Annotated in this window: 20 protein-coding genes; 5 read left to right on the top strand and 15 right to left on the bottom strand. The window is 65.2% G+C overall.

Annotation, left to right across the window (positions count from 1 at the left end):
* Positions 1 to 58 precede the first annotated feature (58 nt).
* Complete coding sequence (locus tag CEQ44_RS03010) at positions 59 to 529, top strand: Lrp/AsnC family transcriptional regulator (RefSeq protein WP_088182992.1); 471 nt, start codon at positions 59 to 61, stop codon at positions 527 to 529.
* A gap of 23 nt (positions 530 to 552) precedes the next feature.
* Here CEQ44_RS03010 and CEQ44_RS03005 read toward each other — a convergent pair whose 3' ends face one another.
* The 4 genes from CEQ44_RS03005 to CEQ44_RS24220 are packed head-to-tail and all read right to left on the bottom strand — an operon-like array spanning position 553 to position 3,879.
* Positions 553 to 1,833 (bottom strand): MFS transporter, encoded by a 1,281-nt coding sequence (locus CEQ44_RS03005; protein WP_176400246.1) that lies wholly within the window; start codon positions 1,831 to 1,833, stop codon positions 553 to 555.
* A 47-nt stretch (positions 1,834 to 1,880) separates the two neighbouring features.
* On the bottom strand, positions 1,881 to 2,903 hold the full coding sequence (locus CEQ44_RS03000) for an aldo/keto reductase (RefSeq protein ID WP_088182875.1): 1,023 nt from the start codon (positions 2,901 to 2,903) through the stop codon (positions 1,881 to 1,883).
* Positions 2,900 to 3,721: an amidohydrolase gene (locus tag CEQ44_RS02995; protein WP_256960015.1), complete on the bottom strand. Its 822-nt coding sequence runs from the start codon at positions 3,719 to 3,721 to the stop codon at positions 2,900 to 2,902. Before CEQ44_RS02995 ends, CEQ44_RS03000 begins: the two co-directional genes overlap by 4 nt.
* A 14-nt stretch (positions 3,722 to 3,735) precedes the next feature.
* Positions 3,736 to 3,879: a hypothetical protein gene (locus tag CEQ44_RS24220; RefSeq protein WP_176401063.1), complete on the bottom strand. Its 144-nt coding sequence runs from the start codon at positions 3,877 to 3,879 to the stop codon at positions 3,736 to 3,738.
* On the opposite strand from CEQ44_RS24220, the gene CEQ44_RS02990 reads away from it, so the two are divergent.
* The 4 genes from CEQ44_RS02990 to CEQ44_RS02975 are packed head-to-tail and all read left to right on the top strand — an operon-like array spanning position 3,878 to position 10,744.
* The gene (locus CEQ44_RS02990) at positions 3,878 to 4,726 is read left to right on the top strand and encodes a fumarylacetoacetate hydrolase family protein (protein WP_088182877.1); all 849 of its coding nucleotides are present in this window, start codon (positions 3,878 to 3,880) and stop codon (positions 4,724 to 4,726) included. The genes CEQ44_RS24220 and CEQ44_RS02990 overlap by 2 nt on opposite strands.
* 58 nt (positions 4,727 to 4,784) lie before the next feature.
* Positions 4,785 to 5,513: an SDR family oxidoreductase gene (locus CEQ44_RS02985; protein ID WP_088182878.1), complete on the top strand. Its 729-nt coding sequence runs from the start codon at positions 4,785 to 4,787 to the stop codon at positions 5,511 to 5,513.
* A 42-nt stretch (positions 5,514 to 5,555) separates the two neighbouring features.
* Complete coding sequence (locus tag CEQ44_RS02980) at positions 5,556 to 7,556, top strand: right-handed parallel beta-helix repeat-containing protein (RefSeq protein WP_217894991.1); 2,001 nt, start codon at positions 5,556 to 5,558, stop codon at positions 7,554 to 7,556.
* The gene (locus tag CEQ44_RS02975; protein ID WP_088182879.1) at positions 7,553 to 10,744 is read left to right on the top strand and encodes an alpha-L-rhamnosidase; all 3,192 of its coding nucleotides are present in this window, start codon (positions 7,553 to 7,555) and stop codon (positions 10,742 to 10,744) included. The genes CEQ44_RS02980 and CEQ44_RS02975 overlap by 4 nt, the downstream gene beginning before the upstream one ends.
* 136 nt (positions 10,745 to 10,880) lie before the next feature.
* Here the strand turns inward: CEQ44_RS02975 and CEQ44_RS02970 are convergent, their stop codons facing one another.
* Genes CEQ44_RS02970 through CEQ44_RS02920 form a run of 11 tightly spaced genes read right to left on the bottom strand, consistent with a single transcriptional unit; the run spans position 10,881 to position 23,663 of the window.
* Entirely contained in the window at positions 10,881 to 12,938 is a 2,058-nt protein-coding gene (locus CEQ44_RS02970) for a glycoside hydrolase family 2 protein (protein WP_254913611.1), read from the bottom strand.
* 10 nt (positions 12,939 to 12,948) lie between these two features.
* Positions 12,949 to 14,574, bottom strand: coding sequence for a glycoside hydrolase family 28 protein (locus CEQ44_RS02965; RefSeq protein WP_254913612.1), 1,626 nt, complete (start codon positions 14,572 to 14,574; stop codon positions 12,949 to 12,951).
* A gap of 59 nt (positions 14,575 to 14,633) precedes the next feature.
* Positions 14,634 to 15,764 (bottom strand): FMN-dependent L-lactate dehydrogenase LldD, encoded by a 1,131-nt coding sequence (lldD, locus tag CEQ44_RS02960; protein ID WP_088182881.1) that lies wholly within the window; start codon positions 15,762 to 15,764, stop codon positions 14,634 to 14,636.
* Positions 15,761 to 16,546: a kinase gene (locus CEQ44_RS02955; RefSeq protein ID WP_088182882.1), complete on the bottom strand. Its 786-nt coding sequence runs from the start codon at positions 16,544 to 16,546 to the stop codon at positions 15,761 to 15,763. Before CEQ44_RS02955 ends, lldD begins: the two co-directional genes overlap by 4 nt.
* Positions 16,530 to 17,489 (bottom strand): D-glycerate dehydrogenase, encoded by a 960-nt coding sequence (locus tag CEQ44_RS02950; protein WP_217894992.1) that lies wholly within the window; start codon positions 17,487 to 17,489, stop codon positions 16,530 to 16,532. Before CEQ44_RS02950 ends, CEQ44_RS02955 begins: the two co-directional genes overlap by 17 nt.
* On the bottom strand, positions 17,486 to 18,652 hold the full coding sequence (locus CEQ44_RS02945; RefSeq protein WP_088182884.1) for a fumarylacetoacetate hydrolase family protein: 1,167 nt from the start codon (positions 18,650 to 18,652) through the stop codon (positions 17,486 to 17,488). Before CEQ44_RS02945 ends, CEQ44_RS02950 begins: the two co-directional genes overlap by 4 nt.
* Before the next feature lie 3 nt (positions 18,653 to 18,655).
* Positions 18,656 to 19,426, bottom strand: a complete 771-nt coding sequence (locus CEQ44_RS02940; RefSeq protein WP_088182885.1) for an enoyl-CoA hydratase/isomerase family protein — start codon at positions 19,424 to 19,426, stop codon at positions 18,656 to 18,658.
* Positions 19,423 to 20,544, bottom strand: coding sequence for a hypothetical protein (locus CEQ44_RS02935; RefSeq protein ID WP_088182886.1), 1,122 nt, complete (start codon positions 20,542 to 20,544; stop codon positions 19,423 to 19,425). The genes CEQ44_RS02940 and CEQ44_RS02935 overlap by 4 nt, the downstream gene beginning before the upstream one ends.
* A complete protein-coding gene (locus tag CEQ44_RS02930; RefSeq protein WP_088182887.1) occupies positions 20,541 to 21,731 on the bottom strand; it encodes a CaiB/BaiF CoA-transferase family protein in 1,191 nt (396 codons plus the stop codon). The genes CEQ44_RS02935 and CEQ44_RS02930 overlap by 4 nt, the downstream gene beginning before the upstream one ends.
* 10 nt (positions 21,732 to 21,741) lie before the next feature.
* The gene (locus CEQ44_RS02925; RefSeq protein ID WP_088182888.1) at positions 21,742 to 22,488 is read right to left on the bottom strand and encodes an SDR family NAD(P)-dependent oxidoreductase; all 747 of its coding nucleotides are present in this window, start codon (positions 22,486 to 22,488) and stop codon (positions 21,742 to 21,744) included.
* Complete coding sequence (locus CEQ44_RS02920; protein ID WP_088182889.1) at positions 22,485 to 23,663, bottom strand: aldose 1-epimerase family protein; 1,179 nt, start codon at positions 23,661 to 23,663, stop codon at positions 22,485 to 22,487. The genes CEQ44_RS02925 and CEQ44_RS02920 overlap by 4 nt, the downstream gene beginning before the upstream one ends.
* Positions 23,664 to 23,681: the final 18 nt, after the last annotated feature.

Genomic DNA, 23,681 nt, shown 5'->3' with positions numbered 1-23,681 from the left:
TCAATCTTGCCGGATAATGGCCTATGATCGATTAGACTTCATCAGATATTGGCGGTATATGAAACAGGATGGTCAACTTGACGCGGTGGATCGCAAAATCCTCTCCGCCTTGCAGGACGATGCCGGGATCAGCCACCAGGACCTGGCCGAACGGGTCGGCGCGTCCAGCGCATCCTGCTGGCGACGGATCAAGGCGCTGGAAGCCGCGGGCGTCCTTACCCGGACGGTGCGGCTGGTGGACCCGGCGCAGGTCGGGCGCGGGGTCAATGTCCTGTGCAACATCCGTATGCGCAGCCATGCCCGCGAAGCGCGCGCCGCCTTCGAACATTTCGTCGATGGGCGGCCGGAAATCGTGGAATGTTTTTCGATGTCGGGGGAGTGGGACTATCTGATCCGGGTGGTCGTGGCCGATGTGGAGGATTATAACCGCTTCCTGATGCAGACCCTGCTGGGCCATGCGTCGGTCGCCGGCGCGGCGTCGCATTTCGCGTTGTCGATGACGAAATATACGACGGCCATCCCGTTATAGCCGCCTGCCGGGCTTGCTAGCCCTTATTCGGTCGACGCTATGCTGACGCGCACAAGCCGCGGCGACAGGAGGTGAACGGCAGCGAGCGCGATGAAATAGGCGCTGCCCGCCACGGCGAAGAGCGGCGTGTAGCTGCCGATGCCGTCAAGGACATAGCCTGCATATTTGGCCATCGCCATGCCGCCGACCGCGCCCAATGTACCGCCGATGCCGACGACCGATCCCACTGCGCCGCGCGGAAACAGGTCCGACGGCAGGGTGTAGAGGTTGGCGGAAAAGGCCTGATGCGCCGCGGTCGCCACGCCGATGACCAGAACGGCAAGCCACAGATTGTCGATCGACTGGGCAAAGAAGACCGGCAGCACCGCGCAGGCGCAGAGCAGCATGGTCAGCTTGCGCGCGGCATTGACGCTCTTGCCCGCCTTCATCAGCCGCCCCGACATCCAACCGCCCGCAACGCTGCCCAGGTCCGACAGCAGATAGATGGCGACCAGCGGCGGCCCGAAGCTCAGCAGGTCCAGGCCGTAGCGGGTGCCGAGATAGCCGGGCAGCCAGAAGAGGAAGAACCACCAGATCGGGTCGATGCAGAATTTGCCGATCGCATAGGCCCAGGTTTCGCGAATGGTGAGCAGGCGGCTCCAGCCGATCGGCTCCACCGGGTCGGCCGCGTCCTGCCGGATATAGGCCAGTTCTTGCGCCGATATCCGGGGGTGATCGTCCGGCCTTCGGTAGAAGGTCAGCCAAGCGATCAGCCAGACAATCCCGAAAAGGCCGGTGGCGTAAAAGGCGACGCGCCAGCCATAGGCAACGGTCAGCCATGGCACCAGCAGCGGCGTCACGATCGCGCCGATATTGGCGCCGGCGTTGAACAGGCCGATGGCGAAGGCGCGTTCCTTTTGCGGGAACCATTCTGTGACGGCCTTGATGCCCGCGGGGAAATTGCCGGATTCGCCCACGCCCAGGCCGAACCGGGCCATGGCGAACTGCGTGACGCTATGCACGCCACCATGCGCCATATGGGCGATGGTCCAGATGACGACCGCGATGGCATAGCCAAAGCGCGCGCCCACCATATCCACGATTCGGCCAAAGCCCAGATAGCCGACCGCATAAGCGGCCTGGAACCAAAAGACGATATTGGCATAGTCGGTTTCCGACCAGCCCATTTCGGCCGACAGGGTCGGCTTGAGCACGCCGATCATCTGGCGATCGACATAGTTGATCGCGGTCGCCGCGAAGAGCAGCGCCACGACGACCCAGCGATAGCGGGTAGGCGGGCGATCGTCGATGCGCGTGGCGGTCATCATGCTGCTCCTGTTACAACGCTGGGCCTGTCTGCACGCGGCATCAGCTACGCCGCCGACGCTGGCAGGGGCGCGCGCGGATCGATCAGGCCATCCTGCCGCAACGCCTGCCAGAAGGCTGCGGGAATGGGTTGGGCCATCAACTCGACGGCGGAATCGAGGTGCCGGGTCGATCCGATGCCGGGGATGACGGTCGCGACCAGCGGATGGCCGATCGGAAACTGCAACGCCGCCGCGCCGAGCGCGACCCCGAAGGCGTCGCAATGCGCCTCGATCCGGCGGACGCGATCGACAATGGGGGCCGGCGGTTCGCCATAATCATAATGGACCGGCCCGCCATGGCGGACGCCCTGCGCCAATATGCCGGAGTTGAAGGGGCCACCCACTATGATGCGCACGCCGCGCGCCGCGCAGAGCGGAAACAGGCTGTCCAGCGGCGACTGCTCCAGCAATGTGTAGCGCCCAGCCAGCAGGATGAGGTCGATATCGGCATGGGCCAATATCTCTTCGCAGACGGCGGTTTCATTGACGCCCAAGCCGATTGCCCGCACCGCGCCGGTGCGCCGCAATTCCTCCAGCGCGCGAAATCCGCCGTTCAGCAATTCACGCATCCTGGCCTCATGTGCGTCGCCATGCGCAAAACGGCCGATATCATGGACATAGAGGATGTCGATTCGATCGCGCCTGAGCCGAACCCGGCTCGCTTCATAGGAACGCATCACCGCGTCATAGCTATAATCGAACATACTTTCATAGGGTTCGGGCGACACAAACCCCTGCCGCACCTGCGACAAGTCCGCGTCCGGGGTGGGATCGAGCCGACGCCCGACCTTGGTCGAAATGATTGCCGTTTCGCCCGGATCAAGGTCCGCCAGCGCCGCGCCAAGCCGCTTTTCGCTGAGGCCGAAGCCATAATGGGGGGCGGTGTCGAAATAGCGTAGCCCGGCAACCCAGGCCTGGTCGATCACCGCGCGCGCATCACTGTCCGGGATCGCGCGATAGAGATTGCCGATCGCGGCAGCCCCGAAACCCAGTTGGCCGAAATCCAGCGCCACAGTCTTCTCCGTCATGCGAGGCCGTAAAAGGCGCGTGCGGCCCCTTCGAACAGGCGGGCGCTTCGTGTCGCATCCAGATCGCCCGCCAGCCGCACCGCATCGTCGATCCAGTCGCGATACGCGTCCCCTGCGTGCAGCAGCACAGGCCAGTCGCTGCCCCACATCGTCCGGTCGCCGAAACAGGCCAGGATATGCGCGACATAGGGGGCCAGCGCATCCGCCGCCTGCCCCGGCGCCTGTTCGGTGCGCAGGCCCGACAGCTTACACCAGATATTGGGACAGCGGGCGAGCGCGGCCAGATCGTCCCGCCAAGGATCGAGAAGTTGGTCCGCCGCGGGCGGCTTGGCACCATGGTCGATCACGATCGGCAGATCGGGCCAGCGCTGGGCGAAGCGGGCGAGGACCGGCAGATGGCGCGGCTGGACCAGCGCGTCGAACCGCAGGCCATGCGCCAGCATCGCCTCAATCGCAGGGGCAAGATCGGCCCGCAAGATCCAGTCGCTCGCTTCGATGCTCTGGAGCATGGGACGCAACCCGATGCATTTGGGCCGGGCGGCAAGCTGGGCGATCCGCGCCGGCGCATCGGCCGCCTCCATCGCGACCCAGCCGACCACGCCCAGCACCAGTGGATCGTCTGCCACCAGATCGAGCATCCAGTCGGTATCGCGATCGTCCGGCTGCGACTGGACCAATATGGTGCCCGCCAGATCGAGTCCCGCGGTCGCCGCGCGCAGATCGTCGGGCAGGAAATCGCGATGGATGAGGGGCCAGTCGGCGTCCGGCCACGCCTGCCCCGGCCCACCTATGCGCCAGAAATGCTGGTGCGAATCCACTATGCGGGGTCGCGTCACGGCGTGACCTCGTGCATGTCGGTACGCGTCGCTTCCATCATCCTCACCTTGTTTTTCATACAAACATAAGACATCATACAATAAGATGCGCGGCTGTCCATGCCGCTTGACGCCATGCCATAAGAAAGGACGTTCATCATGAAATTATGCCGTATCGGGGAAGCCGGGCAGGAAAGCCCCGCGCTGGTCGATGCCGACGGCCGCCTGCGCGATCTGTCGGCCTATATCGCCGACCTGGACAGCGCGGCGATCGGACCGGACGGGCTAGCGCGACTGGCGGCGATTGACGTCGCCACCCTGCCGCTGGTCGAAGGCCCGGTTCGCTATGGCCCTCCCGTCGCCGGCACCCGTCAGTTCGTCGCGATCGGGCTGAACTATGCCGATCATGCCGCCGAATCAAATTTGCCGATCCCGGAAGAACCGGTCGTCTTCAGCAAATGGGTCAGTTGCATCCAGGGGCCGAACGATCCCGTCACCATCCCCATGGAGTCGCGCAAGACCGATTGGGAAGTCGAACTGGGTGTCATCATCGGCACCACCGCGCATCGTGTCACCGAAGCCAACGCGCTGGCCCATGTCGCGGGTTATTGCGTCATCAACGACGTGTCGGAACGCGAATGGCAGACAGAGCGCGGCGCGACATGGGACAAGGGCAAGGGTTTTCCCACCTTTGGCCCAATCGGTCCCTGGCTGGTGACCGCCGACGAAGTGGGCGATCCGCAGGCGCTGTCCATGTGGCTGGACGTCAATGATGTGCGCAAGCAGGACGGCAACACGCAGACGATGATCTTCACCGTGGCGCAGATCGTCGCCTATCTCAGCCAGTTCATGACGCTGCTGCCCGGCGATATCATCACCACCGGCACCCCGCCGGGCGTTGGCCTGGGGCAGAAGCCGGAGCCATGGTATCTGAAAGCCGGCGATGTCGTGACCCTGGGCATCGAGAAGCTGGGCGCACAGCAACAGAGCTTCGTCGCCGCCGATTGACAGCCCTTCTTCATCCTGCTTAAACATCATACATATTATCTAAATATGGAGCAGGACAATGGGACGTCTGGCAGGCAAGACCGCGCTGGTGACGGCGGCGGGCCAGGGGATCGGCCGCGCGACGGTAGAGGCCTTCGTCCGCGAAGGCGCGCGCGTCATTGCGACCGATGTGCGCGCCGAGGCGCTGGCCGACATCGACGGGGTGGAGGCACAGGCGCTGGACGTCACCGATCCGGCGGCGGTGCAGGCGATCGCGGCGACGCACCCCGACATCGACATCCTTTATAATTGCGCCGGCCGGGTCCATGCCGGGACCATATTGGACTGTGACGAAGCGGAATGGACCTTCTCCAACAGTCTGAACGTCACCGCCCAATATCGCATGATCCGCGCCGTGTTGCCCAACATGATCGCGCGCGGCGGCGGGTCGATCATCAACATGTCGTCCATCTGCTCCAGCATCAAGGCGGTGCCCAACCGCTTCGCCTATGGCGCGACCAAGGCGGCGGTGATCGGCCTGACCAAATCGGTGGCGATCGATTTCGTGACCAAGGGGATACGCTGCAACGCGATTTGCCCCGGCACGGTGGAAACCCCCTCGCTGATCCAGCGGCTGCACGACACCGGCGATTTCGACAGGGCCTATGCCGAGTTTACCGCGCGCCAGGCGATGGGCCGGTTCGGCCGGGTCGGGGAACTGGCGGCGCTGGCGGTCTATCTCGCCTCGGATGAATCCGCCTTCACCACCGGCACGGTCAATGTGATCGACGGCGGCTGGGTCAACTGACACGCATAAGCGCCGATACAAGAGCGCAACCATGGAGAGACGATGATGAAGCGCAGCCTGATAATCGGCGCGGCTTTAGCAGCGACAATGCCGCTGACGGCCGCGGCGCAGGAGGGGCCGCTGCTGGTCCATGTCTCCCCCGCTGGCGACGATCACGCGCCCGGCACGCAGGCGCGTCCGGTGCGTTCGCTGACCCACGCGCAAGTGTTGGTGCGGCAAAGCAATGCGCAGCGCGACATCGCGGTCATTCTGGCGGATGGCACCTACACGCTCGACGCCCCCCTGCTCTTTCACCGGGCCGATGGCGGGTTGAATGGCCATAGCGTCACCTGGCGCGCAGCCGAAGGGGCCCATCCGATGCTGTCGGGCGGCCAAGTCGTGAACGGCTTCAAACCCTTCGATGCCGAACGCCGCCTTTACGTCGCCGACGTGCCCAAGGGCATCGATGCGCGTCAGCTTTGGGTGGACGACACGCTGGCGGAACGGCCCTGGATCGAGATTCGCCCTTCTGACGTGACGTTCAACGCCACCGGTTTCGACATTATCAATCCCGATCTTCAATGGATTTCACAGGTCAAGCGCCCTGATCGGATGGAGCTGGAGGCGACCGGTTTCTTCACCGATCGCGTGTCGCCGGTGCAGGCGATCGAGGGCGCGCAGGTCACCATGGCGCAGCCCGCCTGGGACAATAATAGCTGGGGCTATGACACGATCACCAAGCCGATTTTCCCGGAGGACAGCCGCCTGTTCCTGGTCAATGCGCTGGAGTTTGTGGGCAAGACCAACGAATGGCACAGCAAGCCCTATCAGTGGGTGATCGATCCGCAAGCGGGCAAGCTGTATCTGCGCATGGGATTGGACGAGGATATCGCCAAGCGCCGCGTCGTCTTGCCCCGGCTGGAGACATTGGTGTCGATCAGCGGCACGCCCGACGCGCCGGTCGAGCGGCTGCGGTTCGAAGGGCTGCGCTTTTCCCATAGCAGCTGGCTCGGCGCATCGCGCGCCACCGGCTACGCCAACCAGCAGAGCGGATCGTTCCTGGCCGAAACCTCGCCGATCCGGCCAGCCGACGCATGGAAGACATGCGGCTGGGGCTGTGTCGAATTTGAATCGATGCGCCAAAAATGGAACCAGATGCCCGCCGCGGTGCAGGTGTCGTCAGCGCGCGATGTCGTCTTCGAACGCAACCAGTTTTCGCAACTGGGGCAGATCGGGCTTGGCATCGGCAATGACGCCAATGCCAACCTGTCGGGCGTGGGCCTCGCCACCAGCAACATCCGCGTGACGCGCAACCGCTTCACGGTCCTGTCGGGCAGTGCGATCATGGCGGGCGGCATCCGGGTAGAGGCGCATCATCCGGGCAATGCCAACCGCATCAACCGCGACATCGCGATCGAGGATAATGTCGTCGCCACCGTCTCGCAGGATTATAAGGATAATGCCGCGATCCTGACAACATACATCAGCGGCGCCCGCATCGCCCATAACGACATCAGCGATGCGCCCTATGACGGCATCGCCGTCGGGTGGGGCTGGGGCTATAATGATGCGGGCGGCAATGCCAATTATGACGAAAATGCCAAGGGATACGTCCATAATATCAAATATAGGACGCCCACGACGCTGCGCGACACGCTGATCGAGGGCAACCGCATCCATGGCGTGAAAAGCTGGTTCATGGATGGCGGCGCGATCTATAATCTGTCGGCCAACCCCAATGCGATCGTGCGCGGCAACCATATTTTCGACATTGGCGACAAGATCGGCCTGTATCTGGACGAAGGGTCGAAACATTTCCGCGTCACCGGCAATGTGATCGAGACGCGCGGCAAATGGCTGAACATCAACACCGCCGGTAAAATGTATCAACGGCGCATCTCCACCGACAATATCGCGACCGGCAACTGGCATATTGCCAACAGCACCGGCGGCCGCTGGCTAGAGGAGATCGGCAATGTCGCGCGCGACAATATACTCTTGCCCAATCGGGACTGGCCGGCCGATGCGCAAAGGGTGATCGATGAAGCGGGGGTGCGGCCATGATCGAACGTCGGACGTTGCTCAAGGGCGCGGGCGCGCTCGCTGGCCTGCCCGCTTTTGCAGCGAAAGCGCAGGAGGCTGACGACCTGCGCATCGTCGATCTGCGCGCCGAGGGGCTGGTCGATCCTATCGGCCTGGACCAGCAGGATGTCCGCCTGTCCTGGCGATTGGAAAGCCGCGACCGCGCCGTGCGCCAGGCCCGGTGCGAAGTGCAGGCGGCGAGCAGCCGCGCCCTGCTGGAGGGGGGCACGCCCGACCTGTGGCATGCGGGCGAAGTGCTGACCGACAAGAGCATGGACATGGGCTGGCTGGGTGCGCCGCTCAGGTCGCGCCAGCGCGTGTTCTGGCGCGTGCTGGTGCGCGACGATCGCGGCGTGCGCGCGACCAGCCCGGTCGCCATCTTCGAGATGGGATTGCTCGATAGCGCCGATTGGAAAGCGCAATGGATCGAGGCGCAAACCGACCTGGAGCGCGCAGACCGCGCCGCCGGGCTGCGGTGGATGCGCGGCGATCGGCCGAAGGATAAAGCGCCCCGGCAGTTCCGCTTCGCCTTCGACCTGGAGAAGGCGGGCGATGTCACCCTGTTTTCGATCGGCAATTTCCGCGCGCCGCTGGTCTGGATGGATGGCGAGCCGGTCGCCCTGCCCCCGCGCGGTCCCCACCGCTTCGGCGCAGAGCCGATCGCGGAGACGCAGCATAAGCTGGCTTCCGGCCGCCATGTCGTGGCGATCGAGGTGACCGATCCCGAAGGATTCGACGAACCCAAAATGCATGAGATCGCCGCCGCGCTGATGATCCGTGCAGGCGAGCGGCGCATCACCAGCCAGGCGATGCGTACCGCCACCCACGCGCCCGTTGGCTGGCAGGCCGTGGCGTTCAACGACGCGGGCTGGGCGCAGGCAGAGCGGTCCGTCCATCAGCCCCAGGCCTGGCCGCGGGCGGGCGCCTATATGCTGCGGCGCGACTTCGACCTGAAACGCCCGATCCGGCAGGCGCGGCTGCGCGTCACGGCGCTGGGCGCCTATGTGACGGAGATTAACGGCCAGCGCGTCGGCGATGCCCATCTCGCGCCGGAAAGCAGCGATTTTCGCGAGACGGTGCTGGTACGGACCTACGACGTGACCGCCCTGCTTCGTCCCGGTAATAATGCCATCGGCGCGCTGCTGGGCGAGGGCTGGTATGGCAGCTATCATGCGCCGGCCGGCCGCTACGCCTTTGGCGACCCGCCGCTGCGCCTGTTCGCGCAGCTGGAGGTCGAACATGACGATGGCAGCCTGTCGATCGTCACCACCGACGACAAATGGCAGCTCCAGACCGACACGCCGATCACCCAGGCGGAAATCTATTATGGCGAGGATTATGACGCCCGGCGCGAACAACCCGGCTGGTCCAGCCCCGGCTATCGGGCGAGGGGCTGGACGCCCGCGCGCATCGGCCAGACGCCACCCTGCCGCCTGCGCGCCCATGTCGCCCCGCCGATCCGCGCGATCGAACGGCGGCAGCCCGTCACCATCCGCAGCTTTGACGGTGACCGGCATGTCATCGACTTCGGCCAGAATTTCGCCGGTTGGGCCGAACTGAAAGCGAAGGGCGCGGCCGGGCAGACCGTGTCGCTGCGCTTTGCGGAAATATTGCATCCCGACGGCACGGTCGATGTCGCCAACCTGCGCGCGGCGCGCGCGTCCTGCCTCTACACCTTCCGCGGCGACCCGGCGGGTGAGAGCTATCAGCCGCATTTCACCTATTTCGGCTTCCGCTATGTCGAGGTCAGCGGCCTTGGCCGTGCGCCGACGGCCGATGAAGTCACCGGCATCGTCCTGTCGAGCGCCCTGCCCGAAACCGGCAGGCTGCTGGTCGAAAACCGCATCATCCAGGGGTTGTGGCAGAATAGCCGTTGGAGCCAGCGGTCCAACTTCTTTGGCGTGCCGACCGACTGCCCGCAGCGTGACGAGCGGCTGGGCTGGACCGGCGACGCGAATGTCTTCTGGGATGCGGCGGCTTTCACCATGGACGTCGGCCCCTTCACCCATCGTTTCATGGGCGATGTGCGCGATGCGCAGGGGCCGCGCGGGGAATATCCCGATTATGCGCCGACGGGCTGGCGCGATCTGGCGCTGGGCGCGTCGCCCGGCTGGGCGGACGCGGGCGTCATCCTGCCCTGGACGGTGTGGCAGCGCTATGGCGACACCGCCATCGTGGACCGCAACTGGGCGTCGATGACGCGCTATATGCGGTTTCTCGTCGAGCATAATACCGACCATATCTGGCGCAATCTGCGTGGCTATGACTATGGCGATTGGGTCGCGCTGGACGCCAAGAAGCCGAGCGACGAAACGACGCCCAAGGATCTGATCGCGACCGCCATGTGGAAACATTCGGCCGACGCCATGGCCGATATGGCGTTCGGGTCGCGTCGCCAGCCGGAGGGCGAACGCTACCGTCAATTGTCGCGCGACATCGCCGCCGCTTTCGCCAAGGCTTTCGTGAAAGCGGAAGGCAGCGTCGGCAATGGGTCGCATTGCGGCTATATCCTCGCCCTGCGCTTTGGCCTGGTGCCCGAACCGCTGCGCGCCGCAGCCACCGCGAAGCTGGCGGCCGATATTCGCCGGCGGGGCACGCTGATCTCTACCGGCTTCCTCGGCACGCCCTACAGCCTCGACGCGCTGGCGGATGCGGGGCAGGAAGCGCTGGTCTATGACCTGCTGCTGCGCACCGCCTTTCCGTCCTGGGGCTATATGATCGCCAAGGGCGCGACCACCATCTGGGAGCGGTGGAATGCCGACATGGTCGATTCCGCGATGAACAGCTATAATCATTATGCGCTGGGCGCGGTGGCGGGCTTCATCTTCCGCCGCGTCGCGGGGATCGATCCGACTTCGGCGGGTTTCCTGACCTGGCGCTTCAATCCTGTGCTGGACAAAAGGCTGGAACGCGGCGGGGCCAGTTATGACAGCGTGTTGGGGCCGATCCGCACCGACTGGCATAATCGGGCGGACGGTTTCACGGCGGACATCAGCGTGCCGGCCAACAGTCGCGCAGAAATCCATCTGCCAGCCGCCTCCATCGATGCGATCCGCGAAGGCGGGCAAGGGATCGGCGCGGTAGCATGGCTTCGCCCGATCGGCGTGCGCGGCGACCGCTTCGTGCTGGAGGCCGGATCGGGCGACTATCGCTTCACTGTCGCGCGCTGAATCCATCCCCCCACTGGCCGCCCGGTTCGCCGGGCGGCTATTTTTTTGCCTGCCTTCCGTACGCTTCGAGCGCAGTCGAGAAGCGGGTGCTCGACGTTTCTCGACTTCGCTCGAAACGAACAGGTGTCAGGGACGACTAAGGCCGCGTCGTCCAGGTCCAGCGCACTGCATCGGTCAACGCCTTGACGCCCGCCTGCGCTTTGGCCTCAACCACATTGTCGCCCTTGGCAAGATCGATATCCCATGTGGCGATATGATCCTCCACCGGCACGCGTGTCCACGCCCCGCCGTTCAGGCGCAAGTCCACCGCAGGCTGGTTGGAAAAAACCTGCACCTTCACCCGCTGCGTGCGCTTCATAACATCGCGGCGGCTGGCGATGTGGAGCATCGGCACGTCCGACCAATTGGCCTGATACCAATAATAGGCGTCCTTGCGGACCTTGCGATCCTCGCTCACCAGCCCCTTGTCGTTGATCGCCGGCCGGTCGCCTTCGTTGCGCTTGAAGGAGGGGAAGTCGATCCCGACCCAGACGAAAGTCGACCACAGGAAGGGCCGCTTTTTCATTTCGCGCCAATGTTTGATGTGGAAATCGGTCTGATATTGTTCGGGATGCCAATAGCCGTTGGATTCCGGCCGCTTCACCACCGGATCTTCCTGATGCAGGATGCTCGCCCCCGCGCCATATTCGCTCACCCCGATCGGGCGCCCTGGCAGCTTGGCGTGGAGTGCGTCGGCCCACGGCCCAATGTCTTCCGACTTGGTCCAGTACCAGCCGAAATAGCGGTTATAGGACACCGTATCGCTATGCTGGGCGATCGGATCGCTATCCTCCAGGCAGCAATGGGCATAGGTGGTCGGCCGGGTCGGATCGAGCGCTCTGGCCGTCGCCTGCAATTCGGCGAGGATGCGGTTGGAAGCGGCATCCGACTTGCGGATTTCATTGCCGATGCCCCATAGCGCGACCGAGGGATGATTGCCCGTCTGCGCGATCAGTTCACGCATCTGATCGACCAGATTGTCGCGAAAGGCGTCCGAGGGGTCATGATCGTCGATCAGCGGCACTTCGGTCAGCAGCAGCAGGCCCAGTTCGTCCGCCCGCTCATAGACGCGCGCGGGATGCTGCATATGCGCTAGGCGCAGCGCGGTTGCGCCCATGTCAGCGAATATACCCAGATCCTCGTCGATCTCAGCATCGGTGACGATCGGCCCACGGCCAAAGCGCGTGGGATGCTGGAGGTTGACGCCATGGAGCCGGTAGGGCGCGCCGTTGAGCAGCACCGTGCCGTCGGGTTTTACAGCGATGGTGCGGACGCCCAGCGGCACGCTCTGGCTGTCGATGACCTGGCCGCCCTCCACCACGTCGGTCACGACATGGTAGAGATAGGGCGACTTGCGCCCTTCCCAAAGATGCGGGTTAGGCAGGGCGATAGTCTGCTTCACCGACTCCCGCGCACCAGCGGTCAGGGTCGCAGGCGCGACATGCCGGGCCACGATCTTGCCGGTCGCGTCCACGATCCGGCTGGCAATGGTGAACCGCGCAGGCGTGGCGCGATCGTTGCGCACCGCCACGGCGACATCGATCGTCGCGCGGCGCGACTGCAATGCGACCGTCCGCACCTGAACCCCCGGCCCGGCATGGTCGAGCCGGTCGATTGCCAGCGCGTTCGTCGTGATGAGCGACACGCTGCGATAGAGGCCGCCAAAGACGTTGAAGTCGCCGTTGAGCGGCGCGATATGAGTGTCGCGGCTGTTGTCGACCCGCACCGCCAGTATATTGCGCCCCGGTTTGAGGGCATCGGTCGCGTCCAGGCGGAATGCGCCATAGCCGCCCTGATGCGCGCCCAGCTTCAGGCCGTTGAGCCAGATATCGGCCTTCAGCGTCGCGCCGCCCAAATGCAGCGCATAGCGTTTCCCCGGTTCCGGCTTATGGTCGATCGCCAGCCGATACCAGGCAGGCCCGCGATAATAGACGCCCTCCGGCTCGCCCCGCGCCTTGGCCCCGCCGATGCCGGAGTCTTCGGCGTTGTAGGTGTGCGGCACGCTGACCGGTGTCCAGACGCGATCATCGAAATCAGACGCCCCCGCTCCGGTCGCATCCGCCTTCACGAAGCGCCATCCATTGGCGAGCGGCGTTTCCGTCGCCGCCTGGGCAAGACCGGGCAGCAGCAGGGCAAGGGCGAAACCATAGCGCATCGTCATTCCTTCAAACCAATGTCTGGACATCGCCGATCTGGATGCCGCTGCTCGCGACCGATCGGATCGCGGCATCGCGCGCATGGCGGGAGCGCAAACCATCCACCGCCGCGCCCTGCACATCGTCGAACATTATCGCCGGGCGGGCATCCGCCGCATCCACATCGAAACTGACGTCGCGCAGGCTGATGTTGCGGGCGTGGCGGACATAGAGGCCATGGGACGGAAACGCGCCCATGAAGCTCGGCTCCAGACTGCTGGCGGGCCGTTCGGGAATGGCGCGGCGCGCATCGGCTTCGCTGCCGCCGCCGGCCGAGCGGACATGGACGTTGGAGAAGCTCACATCCTCGATCGGTTCACCGGGATTGCCGATGATGCCACAGGCATAGGGACCGGGCGCGCCCGACACATTGATGTCGGAAAAACGCACCCGCCGCACCCGCGAGGGACCAGTGCCGCGCGGGGACCGGTTGCGCGCCGCCAGCCGAACGAAAATAGGATGGTTGACCGGGTTGCGCAGGTTGATGTCGCTGAAGGTCACGTCCTCCAGCACGCCCCCATCGATCGCGCCCAGTTGCAATCCCCGCGTATGTTCGCAGGTGCAACCAGAGATCAGGATATTGCGGAAGCCCGTGGCGGAATCGGTGCCGAGTTTGATCCGTCCCAGAACGCCGACGTCATCCACTGAACGATAGGGCGACGGGCGATAGCTGCCGCCGACCAGCGATCCCAAGTCATAGCCACTGGTCTTGCAACCGATGACGGTCACATCCTCGCAAAAGACCGGCTCGTTCAGCGCATAACTGCTTTTGAGGACGATCGCGTCGTCCTTGGGCGCGTTGACGATGCAGTTGTTGATCCGCACGTCGCGGCAACAATCAATGTCTATGCCGTCGCGATCGGTATCGACCGTCAGATTGTCGATCGTCACGTTGGTCGATCCCAGCACATAGCAGGCGAAATGCCCGCCCTGCAGGATGGTGAAGTCGCGCAGCAGCACATTGCGGCAGCGGCGCAGCGCCACCGCTTTATTGCCGCGCCCTTCATAAGCCATTTCGCGCGGGATCGCCCGGCGCGCGGCATCGGCGGACAGCCCCTGCTCCTTGGGCGACTTCCACCCGGCCATGCCGTGCCAGCGTGGGGTCGGCCCTTCGCGGTCCAGGCCGATGCCGTGGATCAGCCCGCGTCCCACGATCGCGACATCGGTGACGCCATCGCCATAGATCAGGGCGTTGTGGAAATGGGCGACGCCATAATCGACATATTGTTCGTCATACACGCCTTCGGGCAGGTCATAGCGGCCCTTGTGCCGGCGAGGATCGGCCGCCTCGATGATGCTGCCGGGCATCAGAAGCAGCGTGATGTAGCTTTTCAGGCGGATCGAGAAGCACAGATAATGGCCCGGCGGCACGACCACCGTCCCGCCCCCCGCCGCGCTGGCGGCCTCGATCGCGCGGTTGATGGAGTCGGAATCGATCGCGATGCCGTCACCGCGCGCGCCATGGTCGCGAACATTGTGGAAGCCGCTCAGCGAGCCGGTGGCGCGGACCGGCGATGCCGCCAGTGCGAAAGCCACGCCCAAACCCGCCGTCATGGCGCGACGGCTGAACATCGCGCGCTCTATCACGCTGCTCATGCTGCGATCCTCTCATTATGTTGTATGACGTATTACATAATGAGAGTGGTGTGCCAACCCTAAACCAGCGTAGAACTGTCCAACTCGTTGACGCTTTTCGCGCCGCTGAGCGCCATCGATAGCTTCATCCCCTGCGCAATCAGGTCCAGAAGATGGGTCACGCCCGGCTCCCCCTGCGCCGCCAGCGCGTAGATATAGGCGCGGCCCAGCAGAACGCCGCGCGCGCCCAAAGCCAGCATCCGCACCACGTCCAATCCGGTCCGCACCCCGCCATCCACCAGCACGGTCAAGTCGTCGCCCACCGCATCGGCGATGGCCGGCAGGGCGCGTGCAGTCGATAGCGCGCCGTCCAATTGCCGCCCGCCATGGTTGGACACGATAACGCCGTCCGCGCCGAAACGCACGGCATCGCGCGCATCGTCCGGGTCCAATATGCCCTTGACGATCATCTCGCCCTTCCATGCGTCGCGTATCCATTCCAGGTCGGCCCAGGTGATGGACGGATCGAAATTGGCGCCCAGCCAGCCGATATAATCGGCCAGATCGGTGGGCTGGCCGCGATAGGCGGAGACGTTGCCCAGGTCATGGGGCCGCCCTCGCAAACCCACGTCCCACGCCCAACCGGGCCGCCCCATCGCCTGAATCATCCGGCGCAGCGGCGCATGGGGGCCGCTCATCCCCGAATGGGCGTCGCGATAGCGCGCGCCGGGCAAAGGCATATCGACGGTGAAGACCAGCTTGGTCACGCCCAGCGCCTGCGCCCGCTCCAGCGCATGACGCATGAAGCCGCGATCCTTGAGCACATAAAGCTGGAACCAGACCGGCCTTCCGCAATCCTCGATCACTTCGGTCACCGAACAGACGCTGACGGTCGACAGGATATAGGGAATGGAGGCGCGACAGGCGGCGCGCGCCACCTGCAACTCGCCGCGCCGCCGCATCATGCCGCCCAGACCGATCGGGGCGAGCAGCAGCGGCATCGCCATCTTTTCGCCGAACAGCGTGGTTTCCAGGCTGAGCGCCGACACATCGCGCAGCACCCGCTGACGCAGCTTTATATCGGCCAGGTCGGCGCGATTGGCCGCCATCGTCTCTTCGCCAAAGGCGCCACCATCGACATAGTCGAACAGGAAGCACGGCAGCCGCCGTCGCGCCGCTTCGCGATAGTCGAGCGGAGAGGAAATAATCATGCTGCGGCCCTTGGCTGGCGGTTATGGTCGAGGGATAGTGTGAGATCAGCGCGGCCCGGCATTTCCGCCAATATATGCCGGGTCAGCCGCTCATAATGCTGCACGAAGCGGTCGAGTTGCGCGGCGTCCATCGCCCCGCTGGCCTTGCTGGCCCACAAAGCCTCCTCCTGCTGCCCGCGCCAGTCGCGCACTACGGCAAAGTCAGGCGCGGCGAGCAGGACCAGCCGGTCGATGCGGGCGAACAATTCGGCATAGATGCCCCAGAGCTGGCGGTTGACATGCCGCCGCCAGACCGCGTCCGGGTCTTCGCGCCGCTCCAGCGCATTGACCGGCGCGGCGAGCGCCGTTTCCGCCTGCGGCCGCGCACCGACGCACCAGCCCTCGAAGATCAGCAGATCGACCGGCCCGGCCGCTTCATCCTGCGCGAACGGTTCGTCCCGTCCCTTGTCGAAACGCGGCAGCAGCAGCGCCTCACCGCCCTTGGCCACATCCAGAATGGCGATGCCGCGCACTGCATCATGGGTGCCCGGCACCCCGCGCGTGCGAAAGAGCGGATGCACCGCTTGCGCCAGTCGCGCCCGCGCCGCGCCGCTCAGATAGAGGTCGTCTAGCGACAGGATCGCGGTCCGCCGTCCTTCCGCCTCCATCTGCGTTTGCAATCCGGCCGCGATCGTCGATTTGCCCGATCCCTGCGCGCCGCACAGGCCCAGGATCAGCGGCCGGTCGGTCGCCGCAAGCCATGTCCGCGTCGCCGCGGCGATCCGGTCAAGCGACGGGGTCATGCAGCGGCTCGCCGGCAAAGAAACGGTCGAGATTGTCCGCGACCTTCATCCCCATGGCGGTGCGCGCCTCGATCGTCGCACTGCCCAGATGCGGGAGCAGCACGACATTGCGCAGGGCAATCAGAGTGGGATGCACCTGCGGTTCGCTTTCATAGACGTCAAGCCCGGCGGCTGCGATCCGTTGCTCCGCCAGGGACTGCGCCAGCGCGGCTTCATCGACCAGCGATCCCCGCCCGGTATTTACCAGCACGCCATGGACCGGCATCCGCGCCAGCAACGCCGCATCGACCATGTGCCGCGTCTCCGCGCCGCCCGGCGCATGGAGCGACAGGACATCCGCCTGCTGCGCCAGCGCGCCAAGATCGGCAAAATAGGCATCGGCCGGCATATCGTCGGCTGGCCGCCGACTATGATAGGCGATGCGCATCCCGAAGGCCGCCGCACGCTTGGCCACTGCGCGCGCGATCCGGCCGAAGCCGACCAGCCCCAGCAGCTTGCCGTCGAGCGACTGGCCGATCATATGGGTCGGCCGCCAGCCGGCCCAGTCGCCGGCCCGCAACTCGCGCTCACCCTCGCTTGCCCGGCGCATCGCCATCAGCATCAGGGTCATGGCGATGTCGGCGGTCGCCTCCGTCAGCACATCGGGCGTGTTGGTGACGGCCAGCCCCGCTTCGCGCGCGGCGTCGAGATCGATATGCTCATAGCCCGCGCCATAATTGGCAATGATCCGCGCCCGGCGCCCTTGGGCCAGCACGATGTCGCGCGTCAGCCGATCGGTGACGGTCGGGCAGAGCGCATCATGATCGCGCATCGCCTGGGCCAGCGACGCCGCGTCCATCGGCCGGTCACTTTCGTTTAGGGTCACGTCATAGGACGCTATCAACCGTTGTTCGACCTCCTCCGGCCAGCGCCGGGTGAGAAGGATGCGGGGGCGCGCGCTCACAACAGGCCTCGCCGGGCCAGGTTGCGCATTAGCGCGCCGACGCCAAAGGTCCATGGTTCGACCCGATCGGTGGCCGTCACCCGATTCACCAAAGTCCCCAACTCATCACAGCCAATCCGCACCTCGTCTCCTTCCGCATGGGTGAAACCCCGTCCCGGCTCGCCCCGGTCCTGTGTTGGCGCGAAGAGCGTGCCGAGATAGAGGATGAGGCCATCGGGATAGGGATGATGGGCGTTCACCGCCTGCGCCGCAAGCTCTGCGGGGGAACGGCTGATCTGCGCCATCGCCGATCGCCCTTCCATGACGAAGCCGTCCCGACCATGGACGGACAGGGAGACGGTGATCGCCTCCACCGCCTTGAGGTCGAAGCCGCCGTCGAACAACCGCACGAAGGGGCCGACCGCCGCCGCGGCCATATTGTCCTTGGCCTTGCCCAGCAGCAGCGCAGAGCGCCCCTCGACATCGCGCAGATTGACGTCATTGCCCAGCGTCGCGCCGACAATCCGCCCGTCCGATGCGATCACCAGCACCACTTCGGGTTCTGGATTGTTCCAGACCGACGCGGGATGGACGCCGATGGCGCTGCCCGCGCCAACCGTCGCCATCGGCTGCGCCTTGGTGAAGATTTCGGCGTCGGGGCCGATGCCGACCTCCAGATATTGGCTCCATGCGCCTGCGTCGATCAGCGTCTGCTTGAGTTGCGCGGCCTGCGGCGACCCTGGCTTGAGGTCGCGCAGATCGTTACCGACCAGCGCGCGCACCTGCTCGCGAATCTGGACGGCGGCTTGCCGGTCGCCCCGCGCTTTCTCCTCGATCACCCGTTCCAGCATAGATGTGACGAAGGTCACGCCTGCCGCCTTCACGGCTTGCAGGTCGATGGGGGACAGCAGCCAGGGCTGCGTCGGATCGCGGCGCTCCGGCGGGGTGTTGGCGAGGATGTCGGCAAGGGAGCCGGCATCCTCGCCCTTCGCGTCGCGCAGCGCCTGCGCCGGGGAGGCGGCTTCGCACAGGTCGCGCGCGGTCGCGAAGCAGATGGAGATATCGGTCAGTCGATCGCCATCGACCCGCACCAGCGACGGCCCGTCGCGATCGGGCCGCCAGACGCGACCGAACAAGAGGGCTTGGGGATCGGTCGGCAGGATCGCGGCTGGGGTCAGGTCCATGGGTCAGCGCCGGTGGAAATCGGGCGCGCGCCGCTCGGCAAAGGCGGCGCGACCCTCGGCGGCGTCGGCTGTGGCGAAGCAGATCGCTTGCAGATCGCGCTCATAGTCGATCGCCTTGTCATAAGGCATCTGGTGCGCGGCGCGCAGGTTGAGCTTGGCGGTTTCCGCGGCGATCGGGGCGCGCTCCGCAATGGTGGCGGCGATAGCCTGCGCGCGCGCCAGCAACTGGTCGGGCGCGGTCACTTCGCTGATCAGCCCCCAAGCCAAGGCCTGCTCGGCGCTAACCATATCGCCGGTGTAGAGCATTAGCGCCGCGTTCGACATGCCGATCGAATGGGCCAGCCCCACCGCCATGCCGCCGCCGCCGATCCAGCCCAGCTTGATTTCCGGCGCGGCAAAGCGGGCGTTGCTCGACGCGATGCGGATGTCGCAGGCCATGGCGGTTTCCAGCCCCCCGCCCAGGGCATAGCCGTTGATCGCCGCGATTACCGGCTTGCGGCAGGCGCGCAGCGCATCGCAATAATCCTGCCGGTTGCGAAAGTCCCAGGGGGTCGCATAGGCGTCCAGCGTCGCAATATCGGAACCGGCCGAGAAAGCCTTCTTCCCCGCACCCGTCACGATCAGCACGCGCACCGCGTCGGAACTGTTGCACTCGCTGACCGAATCGACCAGCGCCGCCGCCATCTCCGGCGTCATCGCGTTGAGCTTTTCCGGGCGGTTGAGCGTGATAGTGGCGATGCGATCGGCGATGTCGAAGCGCAGTTGGGCGCTCATAGCTCGGTTCCTTTGCGATGATGGCGGTGGAAAGCCGCTTCGATAGTATCCAGCACCGGATCGGCAGGCTCGCCGTCGATCAGGGCGGCGCGGAGCCGGGCGGAGGCTTCGGTCTGAAAGGGAATGGCGCCATCATGGCGCGGACGCAGGCTGGCCGCCTCCAGCGTGGCGCGCGTCCCGCTGTAGAAGCCGCCCCAGCGGGCATCGACCTGCGGGTCGGCCCAGGCGGTGCGCAGCGAGGGCTGGCCGTCCTGCGCGGGAATGAAGTCGCGCTGGGCCTCCTCGCTCATCAGCCAAAGGAGGTGCGTTTTGAGCGCCGGGGTCATGGCGCAGCGTTTCGACACGGCGATGCCGGTGCCGCCCAGGATCGATCCGATGCCCGATGACCCGCGCGGCGCATCAGCGAAACTCACGCGCCCTGCGGCGGCATAATTCACATATCCGTAAATGAGCGGCACAAGGGCAATATCCTTACCCGCCGCCATCGCTTCGAGCAGCGCGATAGGATTGGACTCTACAAAAGCGCGGCTGGTCGCCCCTGTCAGCGCCGCCATGATCGCATAGGCGTCGCGGCCCGCCTGCCGATCGACAAATCCGTCTACCGGACGAACCGCGCCCAGTGCAGCAACGATCGATTGGAAGGAGAGGATGGCGTGCGGCCCGGCAAGCGACAGCGCGACGGGCTGGCTGGCGGCGAGTGCGATCACGGCATCCCAGGTCGAGGGTGGTATATCGATCCGGTCGCGGGCATGGGCCATGACCTGCGTCGCGGCGTCGAGCGGCAGCGCCCAATGCGCATCGGCATAACGATAACTGACGAGCGAACGGCCGATCGCCGCCCTCTCCAACTCCGCCAGCATGATGGCATCGAACAGGCTTTCCATCGGCAGCAGGCAGTCCTGCGCCACCGCTTCGCCGACATGCGGATGGTCGAGCACGATCAGGTCGTAGCGCGCGGCCAGATCGGCGATCGGCGCAGCTTCGAACCCCTCCAGCGCATGGCGGTCCCAGGCGATGGTCAGCCCCTGCTCCGGCGCGATATCGCGCGCCGCCGCCTCCAGCGCGCGATAGCCGCGCGGATGATCCCAGGTCAGGCCGCGATAATGGGGCAGGCTCATGCGTGCTGGCGCACCACGCCGGATTCGATCAGCTGCGCGATTTGCTCTTCGCTGCGACCGATTTCCCCCAGCACATCGCGGCTATGTTCGCCGACCAGCGGCGCGCCGCGGGTAATGGCGGACGGCGTCTTGGAGAAGCGGATGGGGAAGCCCGGCACCTTGACCCGGCCTTCGGTCGCATGGTCATATTCGACGAAAGTGCCGTTGTGCTGGATCTGTGGATCGTCGACCAAGTCGGCATAGCCATAGACCGGCCCGCACCAGATATCGACGGCGCGGAACGTCTCCAGCCAATAGGCGGTATCACGGGTGACGAGATGCGTCTTCACCTGGGCGAAGATGGCGTCGCGCTGGGTCCAGCCGTCCCGTTCTTCATCCAGTTCGGCAAAGAAGGGATCGTCCAGCACCTGCCCCAATGTTTTGAGCGACGCCATGGCCAGCGTCATATAGCCGTCGGCCGTCGCGAACACGCCATAGGGCGCGCGGATATAGCTGTGGGCGTGGGGTTCGGCAGAGCGCGTCTGCGCTTTGCCGCCAACGGTGAAGACCGACAATTCCTGCATCTGGAGGGTCGTTATGGCGTCGAGCATATTGACCTGCACCAGCTGCCCCTCCCCGGTCCGTTCGCGGTGGAAGAGCGCGGCGAGCGCGCCTTCGAAGGCGGTATAGGCGGTCACCGCATCGACCAGATATTGGCCGGCGGGCGATGGCGGCGCGCCTTCCGCCCCGGCCGACAGCATGGCGCCCGACATGCCCTGGAGCAGCAGATCCTGCCCCGGATAAAGGCGATAGGGTCCATCCTCGCCATAGCCGGACATGGACACATAGATGAGGCGCGGGTTGATCGCAGACAGGGTCGCATAATCGACGCCAAGCCGTTCGGCGACGCCGGGGCGGTAGTTCTGGAGGAAGATGTCGGCGTCCTTCACGAGGTCGAGCAGCACCGCCTTGCCTTCGGGCGATTTCAGATCGATCGCCAGCGACCGCTTGTTGCGGTTGAGCGAGAGGAAGGAGACGTTGATGCTGTTGCCGGTCGCGCCGCCGGCCGAGGCGTGGCGCTGCCATTCGCCGCTAGTCGGTTCGACCTTGACGACGTCGGCGCCCATATCGCCCAACCGCTGCGCCGCGAACGGCCCGGCCATGGCGATCGAGCAGTCGAGAACGCGAATATCCTTGAGAATGGTCATTGATGGTCCTTCAGGCCATGACCCAGCCGCCGTTGACGTGCAGCGTCTGGCCAGTGATGAAGCCCGCTTCCTCGGCGGCGAAAAAGGCGATGGCATAGGCGATATCGGCAGCGACGCCGCGGCGCTTGACCGCCTGCGCATCCAACACCATGCGGTTATAGCCTAGCGGATCGGGGTGGATTTTTTCTGCGTCGGTCGGGAAGGCGCCCGGTGCGATCGCGTTGACGGTGACCCCATGGGGGCCGAATTCGCGCGCCCAGGCGCGGGTCAGGCCGACCAGCGCACCCTTCGACGCGACATAGGGCGACAGGTTCGCCCAGCCGCCCGACAGGGTGATGCTGGCGATATTGATGATGCGCCCGAAGCCTCTGGCGCGCATCCCCGGCAGCGCCGCCTGCACCGCGACGATCCCGGCATCGACATTGATCCGCTGGACCAGTTGATGCTCCTCGATCGAAAAATCCTCGAACGGCTTGGACGGGTAGATGGCGGCATTGTTAATGACGATGTCGAAGCCGCCATGGTCGACAAGGAGCGTGTCGAGCGTTGCGCGAAAGCTGGCGAGGTCGGAGAGATCGGCGGTCGATACGACCAGTCGCCCCGGTCCCTTGCCTGCCGCCGCTTTGGTGAGCCGCGCCACCTTGGCCGGATCATTGTCGATCGCGATCACGGTCGCCCCGCCTTCGATCAGCAGCAGCGTCGTGTCGAGACCCAGGCCCCCGGCCGCGCCGGTGTAGAGGACCGTCCGACCCTTCATGCTGCGCCCCCGATCCGGGGATAGTCGCCGGAAGGCATGGGATAATCCTCGTCCGGCTGACGCTGGACACCCTCGATCCGGGCCACCGCCGCCACCACCGCACCGGCATCGGGCAGGACGCGCAGGATCGTGTCGTAGCGGCGTTCCTCGCCATGCTCCAGTTCGATCAGTTCGCCCCGGTCGCGTGCGAAATCCTTGCCTAGCACATGGTTGGTCGATGGTTCGATCCCCACCGCATAATGGCCGGCATGGAGATTCTGCCATTCGAACATGGCGGGAAATTGATCCTTGCGGGTGAGGACCGAGAAGCCGAAGCCCAGCGCTTCGTTGACTATGGCGACTTCGACGCGTCCATCTGCGTCGGGCGCCATGTCATGCTGCCACACCTGCTCATGGAAGTTGACGATCGGCGCTGGCAAAGTGCGATAGCCCACGCCCTGCGCCTGATAGTCATCGGCGTGGGCGGCCCACAGCACGTCGCGGATCGGCGCGACATAGCGCGCGCCCTCCGCCACGACCGGATGGCCGACATTGATATGATAACAGAACATATGCGGCGTGCGGTAGAAGCCATGATTGACCACGCGGTCGGTCAGGCGGATTTCATCACCGCCCAGATCGGCCTCGATCCGGCGGATGAGGTGCAAGTCCTCGCCAAACACCGTAGATTGGCGGACGATGCCTTCGGCCCAAAAGGTGCAGGCGTCGCCATCCCATTGCTCGCCATAGCCGGTGAGTTGCGCTGGGATGGTGCCGACCCGGCCGTGCAGCGAAGAAGACACCTTCTCGCGCGGGCCATAATGATAATGGCCGGCCGGATCGTCATGCATGAACAGGATATGGTCGAGGCCGCAGGTGATGTTGAGGCCGGACATGGAGCGGAACCAGCCAAGGCCGCCCTCGCCTTCATAGTCGTGCAGGCCAGGATGGCGGAAGCCCGATGGCGAATGCCAGCCGACCGCGCGCCCGGCATGGTCACATTCGGCGATGTCCATGGCGCGGTCCACCAGCACGGTGAAGGCAAGGCCAGAACCAGTGCGGAATTGCAGCATCCGCACGCCGCGCTCCACCCCGTCCGCCAAGGTCATCAATCGCACGCCTGCAAATTGCGATAGCGCGCCGGATCGTTCGGCGATGTGCCGTTTCGACACGTCGCCGCCATAAAGCCGGGCCATTTTAGCCTCTCCATCTTG

The organism is Sphingobium sp. Z007 (assembly GCF_900013425.1).
Classification (GTDB): Bacteria; Pseudomonadota; Alphaproteobacteria; order Sphingomonadales; family Sphingomonadaceae; genus Sphingobium.
The sequence above is the reverse complement of the archived record's forward strand: the minus strand, read 5'-3'. Positions and strand labels throughout refer to the sequence as shown.